The following is an 18,280-nucleotide window of genomic DNA, read 5'->3' as shown; positions in this document are numbered from 1 at the left end:
ATGGACGAATCTTCAGCTAGGCAAACAAACTAAAAAACCTATATTTGTAAGATAAAAGGAGATAATGGCTATAAAAATACTTCATACTGCAGACTGGCACTTGGGAAAGAGGTTGGATTTTTTTTCTCGAATCGACGAGCAGAAACTGGTATTGCAGGAAATATGTTCGATTGCAGATGAGCAACAAGTTGATGCTGTAATTGTTGCAGGGGATTTATTTGATGTATTTAACCCGGCTGTCGAGGCTGTGGAGTTGTTATATAAAACTTTAAAGCGATTGACTAATAATGGTCAACGCCCGGTAATTGCTATAGCCGGAAATCACGATAGCCCAGATCGTATCGATGCACCGGATGCTTTGGCTTTAGAGTGTGGGATTATATTTGTTGGTTATCCGCAAGCTACTTTGCGTCCTATCAAAATTGAAGGTGGATTTACTATTACAAAAACCGACCGCGGCTTTTTGGAAATCGCACTGCCACATTCAGCTATACCACTTCGCGTGATTACGACGCCCTATGCTAATGAATTGCGTTTAAAAACCTATTTGGGCACAGCGGACAAAGAGGCGGAGATGAATAAAGTACTTCATGACAGTTGGACCGCTTTGGCCGATCGCTATTGTGATGATCATGGTGTTAATATATTAACCACCCATCTTTATATGTTAAAACGCGGTGGTGAAATCTTAGAGGAACCCGATGGTGAAAAGCCTCTAAAGGTCGGTAATGCAGATTTGATCTATTCCGATAGTATTCCAACTCAAATTCAATATACCGCTTTAGGTCATTTACACCGATATCAAAATATTGGTGGAAATCGAAATCCCGTTGTTTATTCGAGTAGCCCATTGTGTTATTCTTTTGCTGAAGCAGGGCAACAGAAACAAGTGGTGATTATCGAGGCAGAACCCGGCGCACCGGTTTCCTATCAACCTGTTGCATTGACAGCTGGGAGACCTTTGTTTCGGAAAAAATTTGAGCAGATTGATTTGGCTGTAGCGTGGTTGTTAGAAAATCCTTATGCTTTGGTAGAATTGACTATAGTTAGTGATACGTTTATCACCACCACAGATCTAAAACGACTCTACGATAGCCACGATGGTATTATACATATTATCCCAATATTGACCAAAATAAAGGAGGATAGCGATGCCAAGGTGTCCATTAATTTGGAACAGAATAGAGAAGGCTTGTTCGTCGATTACTTTACGTCTAAATACAAGCAAGAACTCAACGAAGAATTATTGAATTTGTTCCGAGAGATAAGCGGACAACAAAAAGAAATATAATATGTTACCGATTCAACTGACTATTGAGGGATTGTACTCTTATCAATCCAAGCAAACCATAGATTTTACGAACTTGACCCAGTCGGGCTTGTTTGGGATTTTTGGAGGTGTAGGTTCTGGTAAATCATCGATATTGGAAGCGATCAGTTTAGCCCTATATGGCGAAACCGAACGCTTAAATAGCCGAGACAGTCGCGGATATAATATGTTGAATTTAAAATCGGATAAGGTTTATATCGAGTTTGATTTTACCAATTTTGAAGAGCGTAAATTCAAATTTACCGTGTCGTGGAAACGAAAAAAGAAGTTTGAAGAAACCACTCCGATGGAACGTTTGGCCTATGAATGGAAAAATGAGGCATGGATTCCGATGGAATCTGCCGATGCCACTTTGGTATTGGGATTGACTTACGAGAACTTTCGTAGAACCATCATCATCCCACAGGGTAAATTCAAGGAGTTTTTGGAATTAAAAGGAGCCGATCGTTCGAAGATGATGAAGGAGATTTTTAATTTGGAGCGATTTGATTTAAGTCCACAGGTTTCCAATCTCCAACGCGACAATAATTTAAAAATAGAAAACCTCAAAGGGGTACTATCGGGTTTTGAATCGATTTCTATTGAACGTGTTCAGCAACAGCAAAACGACCTAACGTCTACACAACAACAATTGACCTTGCTAAAAAACGATTTTGTACAGGTGGAGGCGGAATGGAAATCCTTACAAGAGGCGCAGCTTAAATTAGAAGCCTTGCGCAAGAGGGAATTGGAATTGAAGGAATTAGAACAGCAGAAAATAATTATCGACAAACTCCAAGCTGATATTTTGGAGTTTGAAACTGTTGAAAAGGCTTTTAAAGAGCTGATTAATAGAGAAGTTGCTTTAGAGAATGAAGAACAACAGCAAATTAAAAGTCAGCAAAATGTATTAGCTGATAAATTGCAGTTGAGCCGTGAAATCAAAGCTCAGAATCAGCAATTGCTAAAGTGGCAAACGGCATTTGAACAATTGGATAGCCAAAAACAAAAGGTTATAGACTTGGGTTATTTAGAAACGCTTAAAGAATTGGAGTTGCGCCTACTTACTCAACGAGAGGCTCTGGACAAGGGCGCTGCTTTTGTTGTGGAACAAGAAAGGGTAGAAACGGCTATTAAAAAGCAAATTCAAGAAAGTGAGACAATATTAGAAAACCTAAAATCGGAACGCATCGATGCGTCTCAATGGATAGCCATAGGCAATTGGTATCAAACCCAAGTTTTTTTGACAAAACAATTGGAGGATGTAGCGAAGAAGCAGATCGAAAATACGCGCGAATGCGAAAACACCTTAAAAGAATTTGAGGGTTTAAAGGTTGAACCAGCTACTTGGATTACGGTGTATGCAGGTAAAACGGATCAATTGCTTCAACAAATTACACAGCAAAATCAATTGATAACAGAATGGACTGTAGCAACAGAATTGAGTCGTTATGCCAGTGATTTACAAGATGGTGAGGCTTGCCCTTTATGCGGGTCTTTAGAACATCCTCAAATCAGTCATCAAGCAGATGCTACGGAACAATTGACTTTAGCTCAACACCGAAAAAGTACATTAGAGAAGGAGCATACAGAAGTGCAAAAACAACAAGTACTACTTCAAAAGGCTTCCTCAATCTACGACTTTTTAATTGTACAAGCCGAGCGCTTAGCAAAAGATAAGAAAGCGTTAGAAATTCAAATTACCGAACATTTAAGTTCTTTTATTTGGAAGGAGTTTAGTACGGACAATCGCGAATTATTTGAAAGTAAGAAGCAGCGCGCTAAAGCATTGGAAGTAGAGCTTCACACCTTAGAGCAGACCATCAAAACGTTTCGTGACAAACTTGTCATGCAACAAGAACTTACTCAAAAGGCTCATAAAAAAATGGCTGTTATAGAGATGGAGATCTCGGGTTTGGTTGGCCAATACAATCAGTTAAAAGAACAGATCAAATCTTTAGACCTAAAAGATTACGAAACGGTTGATGTGGAAGCTGTTATGTTGCAGAAAAATGCATTGGCCGCGGAAAATGACTTGATCGAAAAAAGTTATAAACGAGCGATGGAGAAAATACAAGAGCTCAAGCCGCAGTTAGCTACCAAGGTCGGAATTTTGGAAACCATAGAAAATCAGCTCGAGTTTATTCGTAAGAATCGCGAGCTTTTAAAAGTAAATGTAGAAGAAGCCTTAGAGCGTCTACAGTTTAAAAATAGGGATGAGGTACACCGAATCTTAGCTAAAAATTGGAATCTGGAACAAGAACGCCAACGCATCAATCAATTTCAATTTCTATTGCAAAATACCAAGCAAATCATAACAGAATTGAAATTGCAAACAGCCGGATTAAATTTTGACCAGCATTTATTTGAGGCAAAAGAACAACAATACCGTCAATTGCAAATCGAAGTGGAGCTAGCAGTAGGGAAAGTTAGCGCTTTGGAGCAAGAACTCCTTCGAGTGCAATCGGCTTTGGAAAAGAAAAAAGAATTGATTGCACAGGCCAATGCTTTGGAGCAAAGAGCTTTGAATTTAACCACCATGACCAACTTGTTTAAAGCCAGTGGTTTTGTCAATTATGTATCGAGTATTTACCTGCAAAATCTATGCGATATTGCCAATGTGCGCTTTCACCGTCTCACTCGAAATCAATTGAGTTTAAAGTTAAATGAAAACAATGAATTTGAAGTGCTGGATTATCTGAATAACGGTTATGCGCGTTCGGTAAAAACACTATCGGGAGGACAAGGTTTTCAGGCTTCTTTATGTTTGGCCTTGGCCTTGGCGGAGAGTATTCAATCTTTAAATAAAGCCGATAAAAATTTCTTTTTTATCGATGAAGGTTTTGGTACTCAAGATGCGGAGAGTATCAATACTGTATTTGAAACCTTGCAGTATTTGCATAAGGAAAATAGAGTAGTGGGTATTATCTCGCATGTAGAAGAACTTCAAGAGCGTATCCCAAGTTCGATATCAATTTACAAAAATGAAGAAAAAGGCAGTTATGTAGTGGTTAATTAACGAATTTTAATTTACCATACTAAACGTGTAAGCGTTCTCGAATCATATCTAAACTTTTCTCTAGTATTTTGTAATCGTAGAATAATAAAATCAAAAGCAATAGTATTGGAATCAGTAGCACTTGATGGTGGGCGTATCCGATTAAAAAAGCACATAAAATGGCACCCGAAGCAAAAGAAAAGATAATCGATATGGTCAGTTGAATTTTTCGAATTTTAGACTTTCGTTCGCTTTTCTTTTTCATAATGATTTCCCCGAGTCCGATTCCAAAATCGGTTACCATACCTGTTAAGTGGGTGGTTCGTACGACATTTCCGCTAACCATCGATACAATCCCGTTTTGCAGTCCCATTGCTGTGAATAACAATAAGATTTCAAGGTCGATGATTTCATCGAGCTTGTAATTTCTCTGTAGATAAAGGCAGCTTGTAAGGAAACCAATCTCTAATATTATGGGCAGTACATAAGAAAATTTGATTCGCGTTCCGGTAAAAAGATTCGTACAAAGCGAAGCGATAAAAGAACCCAAAGCAAAGCACCCAATCCAGCTGATTATCTTTAAGAGTTGAGAATTTGGAGATTGGTTTTCTATAGCGATGGCCAATTCACCAACATGCCCGGTTAGGTTTGTAGTAAAGGTTGCCAATTCAGAAAATCCAAATACATTGATAATCCCGGCAACAAAAGCAAAAAAGACCGCTAATAATAGGTTGTGTTTAAACGTTCGATTGTCTCCTGTAGAACTAAGCATGGGTTAGAAATGATTGATTTTATAGTAAAGATACTATAAGACCAACAAATAAAAAATAATCTAGTCCGCGTTTTGATCCAATAGCAAATCACTATAAGAACGATCAATAAGATTTTTTGGTTGCAATTTAAAAGTGCGAAAATAGAAATCACATTGTTCTTTTAAACTTTGCGTTGTATGGTTTTGTCCTTCATTCATTGCTTCTACTTCCACAAAAGTGCCAAGTTGCTGTACGATATCCAAGTGGAAGCGCACATTGTCGATGGCGTACATCGTTCTTACTTTATCTATGATTACCTTTACTCCCAGCTGTGCGGTCAATATGTTTTTTAAAGCGGCATTCGGCAGATGTTGATAATAGATAATATCCGACTCTTTTGCGGTATCGGTATTTGCGCGATCATAGTGAATAAGGCTGTGATTTTCGCCAGCTTCTCGCAGCTTTAACCTTGCTGTTGAAGTGTTGAAATAGGTGTCTATTTGATGTTGGGTCTCTACAAAAGTTGCCTGGATGCTTAAAAGCAATTCTTCTATTGTTTCAAGATTTTCGACGCGAGCTTTAAACTCTACATTTTGAATGTGCATACAGACTATTTTTATAGATCAAGTTAGAAGTGATTGTGTTAGTAATAATTTTTCCCAAGAACAATCTTTTCTCTACCGTTTGCCATACGCCATTGATTGGTGTCACGTAAAGAATAGGCGCAACCGCAATACTCTTGCATATAGAATTTTTCTTGTTTGCTGATATCGAGCATTCGACCTGCACCGCCTTTTTTACGCCAATTAAAGGTCCAATAGGTAATATCTGGATAATGGCTTGCTGCCAAACATCCGGATTTATTGATTTGCTCCATGTTTTTCCAACGAGAGATACCCAAAGAGCTGCTGATCACGTCAAAACCGTTTTCAAAAGCGTACAAAGCGGTACGTTCAAAACGCATATCAAAACACATCGTGCAACGAATACCCTTTTCCGGTTCCTGTTCCATTCCTTTAGCACGTGCGTACCAATCCTCTACATCATAATCTCCGTCAATAAAGGGAATATTGTGCTTAACGGCAAAACGAATGTTTTCCTCTTTACGCAAATCATACTCCTTTTTCGGATGTATGTTGGGATTGTAAAAATAAATTGTAAAATCGATATCGGAGGCAACCAATGCTTCCATTACTTCACCAGCACAAGGAGCACAGCAAGAATGTAACAATAATTTTTTTCCATTTTCCGGTAAGACCAAGGTCTCTCTAATCAACTCTTTATTTTCCATTTTTGGGGAGGTATTTGCAACTGCAATTTTAATCAAAATAGCTCGAATATGAAAATTTAATAGCCCGAGTTATTTTTAATATGGAGCTGCACCATCATTTAGTGACTAGGATCTTAGTGTTTTTGATAAATTAACTGCAATTGAAGCTTAAAACAGCATGGATTTTTATTTATTGTTTATTCAAACTATCTTTGCGCTTTTAATACAAGTCGAATCAATAATAACAGCCAAAATATGAAAATCGAAAAGCAATTGCAGGAAAGAAGCGGAAATCAATGCGAATTATGTGCCGCAACAGGAGACTTACAGATTTATGAAGTACCGCCTACTTCGGGTAATGTTACAGATAGAGAAATTTATATTTGTAATACTTGTACAGCACAGATTGAAAAAAAGGAAGAACTCGATGCAAAACATTGGAATTGCTTAACGTCTTCTATGTGGAGTGAAGTTCCCGCAGTACAGGTTGTAGCGTGGAGAATGTTAAACCGTTTTAGAAATGAAAGCTGGGCAGCTGATCTTTTGGAAATGATGTATTTAGATGAAGACATGATGACTTGGGCTAAAGCAACGGGTGATCATGAGGGAGATGCTGGAGTGGACTTACACAAAGACTGCAACGGTAATATTTTAGTTGGAGGAGACACCGTAACCTTAATTAAGGATTTGGATGTGAAAGGTTCAACGCTAAACGCCAAAATTGGAACTGCAGTGCGCAACATCCGTTTGGTACACGACAATACAGAACAAATTGAAGGAAAGGTTGATGGACAAACTATCGTGATTTTGACCAAATTTGTCAAAAAGCAATCGTAATTTTAATACTGTTATCATTGTGAATAAATAAAGCCTTTTTCTAAGATGAAAAAGGCTTTATTATTTTTAAGACTCTGCTTGAATTTTTAGCTGTTGATTCATCGCTTCAAAACCGGCTGTGGTGTTTTTTTCTAAATTGCTTTTAAATAGGGGAACTAATATACCAGAAAATGCTTCACTGTGTTTAAAAATTGTATCTCCATTGGGTAATTCCTCTAGCAGAAAACGATGCTCTCCGTCAAACACACCTTTAAAAAGGAGTTGCCCCAACCATTTTAATTCTTTGTTTTCTTCGAAAACTAAAACTCGGGGATTGAATTTCATATCGGGTAATGATATTTTTATGCGATTTCCAACGGCTACTTTTCCTTCAATGGATTTGATAAACGGATTCCATTGTGGATAACGTTCGAAATCGGTCAGGATTTTCCAAACTTTTTTCGGAGTCGCATGAATGGTAATTTGAGTTTCTATTTTCATAATCGATTTAGTATCGTTAGTTTATCAGGTTAATCAATCTTGTATGAGCAGAATTTTACTAATTGAGTTATAATAAATGTGTTGCTATAACGGCGCAAGCTTCAGCATCGGCTAAGGCGTGATGGTGATTTTTTAAATCGTAACCAAAATACTGGGCAACCGTGCCCAATTGATGATTGCGCAGCTGAGGAAGTTTTTGTCTGGCTGTTTTCAGTGTACAATGAAATTCAAAGTTCGGATAATCCACATCAAATGAAGCGTAAATGGCTTTTAAACAGCTCGAATCAAATGAGCTGTTGTGAGCAACAAAAGGCAGATTTTTTGTCTTGGCTAATAACTGTGCCCATACGTCGAAAAACAGCGGCGATTGTATGGTGTCCTGAAAAGTTAAGCCGTGTACGTTGGTTGTAAAGGACGTATAGAAATTAGGTTCTGGTTTTATAAGACTATACAGCCGATCAGTGATGATGTTATTCTCAACTATAACAAGCCCAAGGCTACAAATACTGCTTCTTTTAGCGTTGGCAGTCTCAAAGTCTATGGCGACAAAATCGGTCATTTTTAAAGGGTATTTCTGATTAATAGTTATGTATTCAAGCTTGTTGTGAAATTATCTCGTTGTTTGATTTGTCGGTAATTTCATGCGATATAAATCAAAACCTTTGGCCCAATAGTCGGGAACAACTTCAAGTAATTCAAATCCCATTTTTTGATAGAATACATAAGCTACTTGTGAGGTTCGAACGCTGATGGTTTGAACGTGGTCGAGTTGTTTCAGCAGTTCAATTCTATATTGAGTTAATTGGCTTCCCAATCCCTTGCCTTGATATTCGGGATGAAAAAGGTCCCAGCTGATTTTTCCCACGGTTTTGTCTTTTGAAAAGTTAATACCACCTGCACCTGCAATTTTCCCATCCAATTCCAATACAAAATACCGTTCGATATGATGGTTTAAATAATCAATCAGATCCTCGCGTTCATCAGCCGAAAAATATTGAGGTATATTGAGATCAAATAACACCAATAATTCGGGCTGATCGCAGGGGTGGTAAGGACGGATTATACTAGGGTTGGGCATCATAAATGATTAAATAGTTAGCGTCATAAAAATCAACGGATTGTCAAACTTTAAACGAAGCGTAGTTTTTTCTGGATTTTCAATCACGATACAGCTCGATTTTTCTAGACTGTAAATTTGTTCTTGAATTGTAATTTCAACTGCTTCTAAAGCAAATAATAGGATAAACGGGCTGTTGCTCTGTTGGGATTGTTTGGTAATCTCGAGATGATGTTGGTTTATCGACTTATGAACCATCCAGTTAAAATCGGTGCCCAATGAGGTAGAAACTACAGTGTCATTAGAGTCAAATAAAAAGATTTGTTGTTTCTCAAAGTGTTGCGCTACCCCATTGATCGTTACATCTAGAGCATTGTCTAACATCGACAGATATCGGGTATATCCTTGAAATTGTGTAAAAACAGACGGACTTTGTTCTATAGTTGCACTACTGATGCGAAATAGAAAATCTTTTTCTGCATAGCTACTATCGGCAGGATAAAGGTAATATTGATAGGTACTTCCACCAGCCCACAAATTGGGTTTGAGTTGTTCTAAGGATAAAATATGTATTTTCACGTCGAGCATTGGGAATTTAAATCGTTACCAAAGATAAATAAATTGTTTTATTGTTTTCTTTTGTCCCTAAATTTGAAAGTCAATTGTTATTCAATAAATAGACATTAATAGTTTACTGTAACTTAAAAAAAACCGACTTATGAAAGAATTTTTATTGTTAATCCGCGAGAATGTCAATTATGGAAGTTTATCCCTTCAAGAAATGCAGGAAGAGATTGAAAAACACTTGACTTGGGTAGAAAAGTTGATAGAAGAGGGAAGTTTTAAAGGAGGGAATCCTTTAGATGCTAAAGGAGTATCTATTAAGGGGAAAGAAAGAGTTCAGACCGATGGACCCTTTGTGGAGAGTAAAGAGTGTATTAGTGGATTTTACTTTTTGGCCGCCGATTCCTTAGAGGAAGCAACGGAAATCGGAAAAGGATGCCCGGCTTTAGACTTTGGAGCGACCATAGAAATTAGAGAAGTATTCCAAACCGAGGATGAATCAGACGAATAATATGGATGTAGACAAATTAACCCACCATCTTTTTCGAGAAAATTCGGGTAAGATGATGGGGGTATTGTCTAAGTATTTTGGACTGCAATATCTGGATATCATTGCAGATGCGGTTCAGGATACCTTTGAAGCTGCACTACTTCGGTGGCGATTCTCAGGGGTACCTGAAAATCCAAGCGGATGGTTGATGAAAGTAGCTAAAAACAAAACTCTCAATGCGATTAAAAGAGCAGAAAAATGGGAACGTCCGCACGAAGTTGAGCAAGCTGGGGTTGAGGGTAAAGAAATGATTGATTTTACAGACGAAGAAATCATGGATAGCCAATTACAACTGTTGCTGCTCTGTTGTCGTGCGGATTTGTCTCAAAAGAATCAAATTGCAATCAGCCTTCATGTACTATGCGGTTTTGGAGTTTCGGAAATTTCCAATGCGCTGTTAATGTCTGATGAAGCAGTCAAAAAGGCAATAACGCGTATAAAAGCACTGTGGAGAGCATCGCAACCTACAAAGTCGGTTAACTCGTTAAAAGTTATTTCTCAACAAGATAAACCGATACTGGAAATCCTGTATTTAATGTTTAACGAGGGGTATAAAGTCACCAAAGGAAAAGACGGAATCAATTTGGATTTGTGCTTCGAGGCTATAAGATTAACGAAACTCTTATTGTTGAATCCCAGTTATCATTTTGAAGCGCGAAGTTTGTTAGCGTTAATGTTTTTGAATATCGCTCGTTTTCCCGCGCGTATATCCGAAGCGGGATATTGGTTGACCTTAGAAGAACAAGATCGCAGTTTATGGAATAAAACCTATGTGGAAGAGGGGATTTATTATTTACAAAGAGATGTATCTAATAAGGTTTTAAACGTATTTTATATAGAAGCATTAATTGTTTCTTTACATTGTCTAGCGGCTAAATTTGAAGAAACCAATTGGCAAAAGATCGCAGTACTGTACAAGCAGCTGGAAGTACTAAAGCCGAATAATTTTATAGTACGGATTAATCGTATTATAGCGGAAAGTTTTTTGGGAGCGCCTAAGAAAAGTTTACAACAGCTAGCTAAGATAAGTCGAGATGAAATTAAAAATCACGAATTTACCTATTATACGGGTCTGGCTTATCTTTATGTCAAGATAGGTAATGTAAAAACAGCCATAGACCTTTACAATAAATCCCTACCCTTTGCCAATACCCAAATGGATGAGTTGTTTATTATGCGACGTATCAGCGACTTGATTGATCAATAAATAGGCGAATTAGATGTCCGAATACTACCAATTGATGCGTTTTAAAAACCAAATAGATTAAGGGTATTACTTTAAATTTGTAGCCTAATTGAATAACATTGAAAAAGGCAACTGTTTTCTTTTTGGCGATTTTGTATTTAGTAGTATGCTCCGGTTTTACTACTTATACGCATTTGTGCCAAGGAGTGGAACAGAACATATCCTTTTCTGATTCCAATCGCGATGTTTTAGGCAAATGCGGATTTTGTCTTGCTGATGAAATGTCGAGTTCAGATAAAGACTGTTGTAAAGAAGTTGCAAAAAACTTTAAACTCAATGTAAAAACGGCACTGCCAAAACTACTTGATTTTAGCGCTAAATTTTTAGGTGATGCTTTGCCTCATCGTTTCTTTGGGGCTGTTTTCGAAGTTATCGCTGTTAAAGAAAAGGTTCCGTTTTTCAATTACCAATCCTATACTGTTCCCCTTCCGAGCAATCCGCTCTATATATTCCACTGCGTTTATCGAATTTGATTTTATTCCATTGAATTAATCTAGCCTTCTTTTAGAATGGCTAACACAATTTCTATGGTTTAATCTTTAAATTATTCATGATGAAAATGCAATTATTTGCATGGACAAGCTTATGGTGTTTATCGGTAGTCAGTCTACACGGGCAAACCCTTAATTTGTCTGATGCTTTGGAACAATCCGTTCTGAATTTTCAAAAAATAAAAGCGAAAGAGGCCGCTGTCAATGCTTCTGAAGAAAATGTTCGTTTTAACAAACGGGCGTATTTACCGGATTTTACGCTAGCTGCTCAGCAGAGTTATGGAACTATAAATGCACAAAATGGTCCCTTATATAGTTATGGTGGTTTGGGATCTGCTGCGTCTTCTATGCCTTTAGAGGAGCAAAATTGGAATGCCGCTTTTGGATCGTTGTACTTAGCGAATATCAACTGGAATTTTTTCACTTTTGGAAAAATCAAAAATGAGGTTAATGCAGCTCGATCCAAGCAAGAAGTCATGCAACAGGATTTGGAACAATTGCGATTCCAACATCAAGTAAAAGTAGGGGCAGCGTATTTTAATTTAATCGCTGCACAACGCATCAAGTTTGTACAAGAACGTAATGTGGAACGGGCTTTGGTTATGGAAACCGTAACTGCAAGTCATGCCAAAAGCGGCTTGATACCCGAGGTAGATTATGCAACAGCTCAGGCAGAGGTTTCCCATGCGCAAGCAGCTCGAATAAAAGCACTAGATAAGGAATTGGAATATTCAAAATCACTAGCTGTTTTGATAGGAGATAACTATCAGCAATTTCAGTTAGACAGCTTATATGTCTATCAAACTCCGAGTTACTTATCCGATTCCGAACGGCATATAGAAAATCATCCCGTTCTGGAATGGCAACAAAGTCAGGTAGAAAGTAGTGCACAACAAGAAAAAGTATTTGCCGCTTTGCAAAGACCATCCTTATCCTTATTTGGAGTTGTTCAAGGGCGAGGGTCGGGTTTTGAATGGAATTATGTCCAAGATAATACGGCTTTCTCAAAATCCTATAACGATGGTGTGGGTATTGATCGAACGAACTACCTCGTTGGAATTAATTTGTCGTGGAATCTAACATCAATATTGCGCCAATCTTCAAAAGTAAAAGAGCAGAAATACATTACGCAGTCACTTCAAGAGGAGTATCAATATGCCTTTGAGAACATTAAAGCCCAAAAAGAACTGACCAAAGAGCAGTGGAATAACGCATTGGAGGTTTTTGAACAATCAAAAATTCAAGTTACGGCAGCATCGAAGGCCTACAAACAACATACGGCTTTATATACCAACGGACTCAGTTCCATAGTCGATTTGACACAGGCGATTTATTTGTTACATCGTGCGGAAATCGATGCGGAAATAGCTCAAAACAATCTGTGGCAAGCACTGTGGATGGTAGCTGCGGCTACAGGAGATTTAGATTTATTGTTGAACGAAACTAAAAGCCTGAAAAGATGAATCTAATACGTTTTGCATTGCGCAAGCCAATATCTATTATGGTATTGGTTATAGGATTGCTGTTTTTCGGAATCAAAGCTACCAAGGAAATCAAGGTAGATATATTACCGGAGATGAACCTACCTGTAGTTTATATCGCACACTCTTTTAACGGATATACGCCTCAACAAATGGAGGGGTATTTTACAAAAATGTATGTAAACATGATGTTGTTTACCAGTGGTATAGAAAGTATTGAAACCAAGAACTCTCAGGGACTTACCCTGATGAAAATTAATTTTTATGAAGGAACCAATATGGCACAAGCCATAGCGGAGATTAATGCGTTGTCGAATCGTTCACAGGTATTTTTACCACCAGGTGCGCCGCCACCGTTTATCATCCGATTTGACTCATCTACACAGCCGATTGGACAATTGGTTTTTAGGAGTGATTCGAAAACGAATAATCAATTGCAGGATATTGCCAATTTTACGGCGCGTCCATTTTTGATTAAAATTCCCGGATTGACTACCGCGCCTCCGTTTGGAGGGAGTCCGAGAACCGTGGAGATCAATATTGACCCTAATAAATTACGAGCACATCAATTGTCTCCGGATCAGATTGTTGAGGCGATCAGTAGAAATAATATTACAGCTCCATCTGGGAATCTGTATATTGACGACATCAATTATTTGACGCCAACCAATAACACCATTAAAAACGTAGAGGATTTTGGAAACATTCCAATTTTTAAGGGTACCGTGGACAATGTTTATATTCGCGACATCGCTACAGTAAAAGATGGTGCCGACATTACAACGGGTTATGCACTGATTAACGGTAAGCGTTCTGTGTATATCAATATAGCTAAGGCGGGAAATGCCTCGACCTGGGATGTGGTTAATAAATTGAAAAAATCCATACCGGATATTCAAAAGAATCTACCTGAAGACGTGTCCATATCCTACGAATTTGACCAATCCGTTTATGTGATTAATGCGGTTAAAAGTTTGATTCTCGAGGGAGTTTTGGGTGCGATTTTGACCGGTTTGATGGTTTTACTATTTCTACGCGATAGAAGGGCGGCATTAATAGTGGTTTTAACGATTCCAATTTCGATTATTTCGGGAGTACTATTTCTAAAATTATTTGGACAAAGTATTAATATCATGTCTTTATCCGGACTAGCCTTGGCGATTGGGATATTGGTGGATGAAAGTACGGTGACTATCGAAAATATTCACCAGCATTTGGCGATGAAAAAAACCAAAGCGGAAGCGATTTGGGATGCCTGTAAAGAAATTGCTTTTCCTAAATTATTGATATTGCTGTGTATATTGGCGGTTTTTGCTCCTGCCTTTATGATGACGGGAATTCCGGGATCGTTATTTATGCCCTTGGCTCTAGCGATTGGTTTCTCGATGTTGTTTTCATTCCTTCTATCTCAAACATTTGTACCGGTCATGGCCAATTGGATGATGAAAGCCAAAACGGAGGAAGAACACAATAAACCCGAACGATTTGACCGTTTAAAAGATCGATTTACGGCTTTTTTAAATAGAATCATGCCGCATCGTAAAATCTTGTTGATTCTGAGTTTGGTCTTGGTGTCGCTAACGGTTGCTATGATGTATAGCTGGACAGGAAAAGATGTGTTGCCAACGGCTAATTCGAGTCAGTTTCAGGTTAGAATCAAAGCTCCTGAAGGAATGCGAATTGAAAAAACCGAATTAAAAGTAAAAGCTGTCCTCAGAGAGTTGGAAACTTTAATTGGTAAAGAACACATTGCAATTTCATCGGTTTTTATTGGACAACACCCTTCTTCTTTTGCGGTGAGTCCGGTTTATCTGTATAATGCAGGACCTCATGAAGCCTTAATGCAGGTTGCCTTAAAAGACTTTGATGGGGATATAGCCATATTGAAAGATCAAATCCGGGAGCATATCAGTAAAAAGTTGCCTGAACTTCATTTGTCTTTTGAGCCGATTGAATTAACCGAGAAAATTTTAAGTCAAGGTACCAATACTCCGATTGAAGTTCGGTTTTCTGGGATGATGAAAAAGATGAATGTCATGTATGCCAATAAGTTATTGGCTAAACTCAAGGAGATTGATTATCTGAGGGATCAACAAATTCCCCAATCGTTAAACTATCCAGCAATAGAAATTGCTATTGATCGTGTTCGAGCAGCTCAATTGGGAGTGGATGTGCAGGATATTTCAAAATCCCTGGTTCCTAGTACGGCTTCATCCCGATATACCAACAAAAATATGTGGGTTGAAGGCATGATGGGGATAGCTTATGATGTGCAAATTCAAACGCCACAGAGTCAGTTAAACAGCCAAGAGGAATTATTAAAAATCCCCTTGACGAAGAATGCAGATCGACCAGTATTAGGTGATGTAGCAACCTTGATTCCTACGAAAGTTTTTGGAGAGAGTTATAATCTTGGGACTATGGCTTATACGCCTGTAACAGCCAATGTTCATAAAACCGATTTAGGAAGGGCGCAAAAAGATGTTCAAGCGGCAATAGCTTCTTTAGGAGAATTGCCTAAAGGAGTTAATATTCAAGTTGCGGGAATGACTCCGGTACTCGATGATGTCATGGATAGTTTATCCATGGGTTTACTGATGGCTATTGTGGTGATATTTTTAATGTTAACGGCCAATTTTCAGTCTTTTAGGGTTTCCTTAGTTATTTTAACTACGGTTCCTTTTGTGATATTGGGATCGTTATTATTGCTAAATCTAACCGGATCAACGCTTAACTTACAATCCTATATGGGGATTATTATGTCTGTAGGAGTTTCTATTGCCAATGCGGTATTGTTGATCAGTCATGCTGAAACCTTGCGAATGCAAAACGGTCAGGCCTTGCATGCTGCGATAGAAGCTGCGTCGCTGCGTATTCGACCAATCTTAATGACGACTTTGGCTATGATGGCAGGAATGTTACCAATGGCTATTGGTCATGGTGAAGGTGGAGATCAAGTGGCACCATTAGCACGTGCGGTAATTGGTGGTTTGTTTGCCTCTTCATTTAGTGTGTTGTTTTTATTGCCGATGATGTTTGTATGGATACAGGGCAAATCATCTATACAATCACCTTCTTTAGACCCGGAAGATAAAGACAGTGCTTATTACATTAAAAAAAAATTAAAATAACGTGATCAAAGCCGTGTTTGGATTTGTGTTTGAACGCGGTTTTAGATCACTTAAAGATAGGTAGAAGATGAAAATTATATATTATACTTTTTTGGGAATGTCGCTTTTTGCTATTTCCTGTAATTCAGAAAAGAAAGAGGTAGAAACCCCTAAGATGGAGATGGGTATGAAACCCAATTTTGAAACGATTATTTTAGAAAAAACCAACCCCTTGACCTTTTTGCAGTTGACAGGAGAGTTGATTCCAGACAAACAAACGGCCATTTATGCTAAGGTAAACAGTTTTGTAAAAACCTTGTCGGTGGATATAGGTTCTAAAGTGACTAAAGGACAGGTCTTAATGACTTTGGAGGCACCAGAAATTCAGGCGCAATTGGCAGCGGCATTATCGCGTTGGAAAGCGCAGGAGGCGATTTATATCGCAACAAAAGCGAATTACGATCGATTGTTTCGAGCCAATGAAACCGAGGGTGCTGTGGCAAAGGATGCTATAGATCAGATTATAGCTAAAAAAGCGGCTGACCAAGCGCAATTAGTCGCTTTAAAATCGGCTTATAACGAAGTTCAGGTAATGGCAGACTATCTGATCATTCGCGCGCCTTTTAACGGAGTAATTGCTCAGCGTAATGTGGAGTTGGGTTCTTATGTAGGGCCGTCGGGCAAAGGTTCAGATTTACCTTTACTCGTACTTCAGGATAATAAAAAAATGCGTTTATCGCTATCTGTACCCGAGGCGCAGGCTTCTTATTTGAATTTGGGTGACAGCATTAAATTCCAAGTGAAAGCCGTACCGCAAATGCAATTTGTAGCTAAAATATCGAGAAAATCGGGCTCATTAGATTCCAAACTTCGTTCAGAGAAGTTGGAAGCGGATATCGAAAACGGTTCAGGGCTTTTAAAAGCGATGATGGTTGCAGAAGCTAAGATTCCTTTAAAGGCTTTACAGCCTAGTTTTTTCGTTCCTAAAATGGCTGTAGTAGATGGGGGTGTTGCCCGTTATGTCATTCAGCTCAAAGACGGAAAAACAAAACATCAAGTCGTTTCCAAAGGAAGGATGATGGGGGATATGGTTGAGGTTTTTGGAGATTTATCTAATGGGGATGCTATTTTGAAAATGGCTACCGAAGAAATAGAAGAGGGAATGGCAGTTCCTGCTGTTAAATAGATTTTTTTGTAGTTTTTTATTGATTTTTTTTTGCAGAGAGCAGGTTGCCGGAGATATTCGAGCAACCTGTTTTTTTTTGCCCATTCGCCTATTTGCATATCTGTGAACTTTCTAGTCACTCTTTACTAATTCGTGATTCGTTAGTCGAAAATCGAGATTCGTCGGCTATCGTTAATTTCTCACTCCTCATATATAGATACTTTTTATAAACTTGAATCCTCTAATCACTCTTTGCTAATTCGTTATTCGTTATTCGTTAGTCGAAAATCGAGAATCGTCGGTTAGTGTGAATCTCTTACTCCTCATATATAGGTTGCTTTTCATAAACTTGAACCCTCGACTCCCGAATCCCGACTTTCGATTCACGTGCTAGTCACTGATTACTGTTTACTGATCACTAGAGCAATCGGCTTTTCATAAACGATAACCTTCGACTCCCGATTTTCGATTTTCGATTCACGACCATACTGATCACTAGAACAATTGGCTTTTCACAAACGATCACCTTCGAATCACCAATTACGACTCCCGACTCCCGAAATAATAAAAGAGGTAAAGTTACGGTAACTAGCGTGTTAAGAAAATCACGTAAAAAACTTCCAAAATAAAACAACAAAAGATTAGGAATGCTGGTAAAAAGGCCTACTTTTGCACTCGCATTACCGCAGAAGTTCTTTGATAAACTGATAGAGATTAGAAGTAGATACCGGGTTTAGATTTGGTTTATACATATAAGGGAAGTCAGTGACAGTAACGATTGACAAGAAAAAAAGAAAAAAAATATTTTTTCAAAAAAGCTTGCCAGTTAAAAAAGAAGTTGTAGTTTTGCATCCGCTTTGAGAGACAAGCGAAAAACAAGAAGACACGTTCATAGACATATTGAATTGACAGCAAATAAGAGAGAGTAAGGAAATCGCAAGATTTCAAGAATTAGCGCAAACTATCTAAA

General features: G+C 38.2%; 15 protein-coding genes and 1 pseudogene. 9 read left to right on the top strand and 7 right to left on the bottom strand.

Annotated elements, in window-relative coordinates:
- Positions 1-64: 64 nt before the first annotated feature.
- Entirely contained in the window at positions 65-1,291 is a 1,227-nt protein-coding gene (locus tag L1275_RS08400; RefSeq protein ID WP_253471765.1) for an exonuclease SbcCD subunit D, read from the top strand.
- A gap of 1 nt (position 1,292) precedes the next feature.
- Positions 1,293-4,190 (top strand): annotated as a pseudogene (locus L1275_RS08395) (SbcC/MukB-like Walker B domain-containing protein); the annotation flags it as partial.
- A 157-nt stretch (positions 4,191-4,347) separates the two neighbouring features.
- Here the strand turns inward: L1275_RS08395 and L1275_RS08390 are convergent.
- From L1275_RS08390 to L1275_RS08380, 3 genes are read right to left on the bottom strand one after another with little or no spacing between them, the layout of a single operon-like run.
- On the bottom strand, positions 4,348-5,079 hold the full coding sequence (locus tag L1275_RS08390; RefSeq protein ID WP_219294593.1) for a YoaK family protein: 732 nt from the start codon (positions 5,077-5,079) through the stop codon (positions 4,348-4,350).
- 60 nt (positions 5,080-5,139) lie between these two features.
- On the bottom strand, positions 5,140-5,664 hold the full coding sequence (locus tag L1275_RS08385) for a class IV adenylate cyclase (protein WP_253471761.1): 525 nt from the start codon (positions 5,662-5,664) through the stop codon (positions 5,140-5,142).
- A gap of 38 nt (positions 5,665-5,702) precedes the next feature.
- Positions 5,703-6,350, bottom strand: a complete 648-nt coding sequence (locus tag L1275_RS08380; RefSeq protein ID WP_219294596.1) for an epoxyqueuosine reductase QueH — start codon at positions 6,348-6,350, stop codon at positions 5,703-5,705.
- Positions 6,351-6,584: 234 nt separating this feature from the next.
- Between L1275_RS08380 and L1275_RS08375 the strand changes: the two genes are divergently transcribed.
- Positions 6,585-7,166, top strand: a complete 582-nt coding sequence (locus tag L1275_RS08375; protein WP_253471759.1) for an alkylphosphonate utilization protein — start codon at positions 6,585-6,587, stop codon at positions 7,164-7,166.
- Between the two features lie 66 nt (positions 7,167-7,232).
- Here L1275_RS08375 and L1275_RS08370 read toward each other — a convergent pair whose 3' ends face one another.
- From L1275_RS08370 to L1275_RS08355, 4 genes are all read right to left on the bottom strand, one after another.
- Positions 7,233-7,646: an SRPBCC domain-containing protein gene (locus L1275_RS08370; protein ID WP_253471757.1), complete on the bottom strand. Its 414-nt coding sequence runs from the start codon at positions 7,644-7,646 to the stop codon at positions 7,233-7,235.
- A gap of 67 nt (positions 7,647-7,713) precedes the next feature.
- On the bottom strand, positions 7,714-8,205 hold the full coding sequence (locus tag L1275_RS08365; protein WP_253471755.1) for a 3'-5' exonuclease: 492 nt from the start codon (positions 8,203-8,205) through the stop codon (positions 7,714-7,716).
- A gap of 51 nt (positions 8,206-8,256) precedes the next feature.
- Entirely contained in the window at positions 8,257-8,727 is a 471-nt protein-coding gene (locus L1275_RS08360; protein WP_253471753.1) for a GNAT family N-acetyltransferase, read from the bottom strand.
- A 6-nt stretch (positions 8,728-8,733) separates the two neighbouring features.
- Positions 8,734-9,282, bottom strand: coding sequence for a HutD family protein (locus L1275_RS08355; RefSeq protein ID WP_253471751.1), 549 nt, complete (start codon positions 9,280-9,282; stop codon positions 8,734-8,736).
- A gap of 139 nt (positions 9,283-9,421) precedes the next feature.
- Between L1275_RS08355 and L1275_RS08350 the strand changes: the two genes are divergently transcribed.
- The 6 genes from L1275_RS08350 to L1275_RS08325 all read left to right on the top strand — a co-directional run bounded on the left by L1275_RS08350 (position 9,422) and on the right by L1275_RS08325 (position 17,331).
- Positions 9,422-9,778 (top strand): YciI family protein, encoded by a 357-nt coding sequence (locus tag L1275_RS08350; protein ID WP_253471749.1) that lies wholly within the window; start codon positions 9,422-9,424, stop codon positions 9,776-9,778.
- Positions 9,762-11,024, top strand: coding sequence for an RNA polymerase sigma factor (locus tag L1275_RS08345; RefSeq protein ID WP_253471747.1), 1,263 nt, complete (start codon positions 9,762-9,764; stop codon positions 11,022-11,024). Before L1275_RS08350 ends, L1275_RS08345 begins: the two co-directional genes overlap by 17 nt.
- A 98-nt stretch (positions 11,025-11,122) precedes the next feature.
- On the top strand, positions 11,123-11,536 hold the full coding sequence (locus tag L1275_RS08340; RefSeq protein ID WP_253471745.1) for a hypothetical protein: 414 nt from the start codon (positions 11,123-11,125) through the stop codon (positions 11,534-11,536).
- Positions 11,537-11,616: 80 nt separating this feature from the next.
- Positions 11,617-13,017 (top strand): TolC family protein, encoded by a 1,401-nt coding sequence (locus L1275_RS08335; RefSeq protein ID WP_253471744.1) that lies wholly within the window; start codon positions 11,617-11,619, stop codon positions 13,015-13,017.
- Positions 13,014-16,166 (top strand): efflux RND transporter permease subunit, encoded by a 3,153-nt coding sequence (locus L1275_RS08330; protein ID WP_253471741.1) that lies wholly within the window; start codon positions 13,014-13,016, stop codon positions 16,164-16,166. Before L1275_RS08335 ends, L1275_RS08330 begins: the two co-directional genes overlap by 4 nt.
- A gap of 67 nt (positions 16,167-16,233) precedes the next feature.
- On the top strand, positions 16,234-17,331 hold the full coding sequence (locus L1275_RS08325; RefSeq protein WP_253471739.1) for an efflux RND transporter periplasmic adaptor subunit: 1,098 nt from the start codon (positions 16,234-16,236) through the stop codon (positions 17,329-17,331).
- Positions 17,332-18,280: the final 949 nt, after the last annotated feature.

The sequence above is a fragment of the Flavobacterium sp. HSC-61S13 genome (genome assembly GCF_024171535.1).
Taxonomy (GTDB): Bacteria; Bacteroidota; Bacteroidia; order Flavobacteriales; family Flavobacteriaceae; genus Flavobacterium.
This window is presented reverse-complemented; position numbering and strand designations above follow the sequence as displayed.

Excerpts from the sequence above, each read along its gene's own strand:
- L1275_RS08330 (WP_253471741.1), top strand. The coding sequence starts at position 13,014 with ATGAATCTAATACGTTTTGCATTGCGCAAGCCAATATCTATTATGGTA.
- L1275_RS08390 (WP_219294593.1), bottom strand. The coding sequence starts at position 5,079 with ATGCTTAGTTCTACAGGAGACAATCGAACGTTTAAACACAACCTATTA.
- L1275_RS08365 (WP_253471755.1), bottom strand. The coding sequence starts at position 8,205 with ATGACCGATTTTGTCGCCATAGACTTTGAGACTGCCAACGCTAAAAGA.
- L1275_RS08350 (WP_253471749.1), top strand. The coding sequence starts at position 9,422 with ATGAAAGAATTTTTATTGTTAATCCGCGAGAATGTCAATTATGGAAGT.
- L1275_RS08400 (WP_253471765.1), top strand. The coding sequence starts at position 65 with ATGGCTATAAAAATACTTCATACTGCAGACTGGCACTTGGGAAAGAGG.
- L1275_RS08370 (WP_253471757.1), bottom strand. The coding sequence starts at position 7,646 with ATGAAAATAGAAACTCAAATTACCATTCATGCGACTCCGAAAAAAGTT.
- L1275_RS08335 (WP_253471744.1), top strand. The coding sequence starts at position 11,617 with ATGAAAATGCAATTATTTGCATGGACAAGCTTATGGTGTTTATCGGTA.
- L1275_RS08375 (WP_253471759.1), top strand. The coding sequence starts at position 6,585 with ATGAAAATCGAAAAGCAATTGCAGGAAAGAAGCGGAAATCAATGCGAA.
- L1275_RS08345 (WP_253471747.1), top strand. The coding sequence starts at position 9,762 with ATGAATCAGACGAATAATATGGATGTAGACAAATTAACCCACCATCTT.
- L1275_RS08380 (WP_219294596.1), bottom strand. The coding sequence starts at position 6,350 with ATGGAAAATAAAGAGTTGATTAGAGAGACCTTGGTCTTACCGGAAAAT.
- L1275_RS08385 (WP_253471761.1), bottom strand. The coding sequence starts at position 5,664 with ATGCACATTCAAAATGTAGAGTTTAAAGCTCGCGTCGAAAATCTTGAA.
- L1275_RS08360 (WP_253471753.1), bottom strand. The coding sequence starts at position 8,727 with ATGATGCCCAACCCTAGTATAATCCGTCCTTACCACCCCTGCGATCAG.
- L1275_RS08325 (WP_253471739.1), top strand. The coding sequence starts at position 16,234 with ATGAAAATTATATATTATACTTTTTTGGGAATGTCGCTTTTTGCTATT.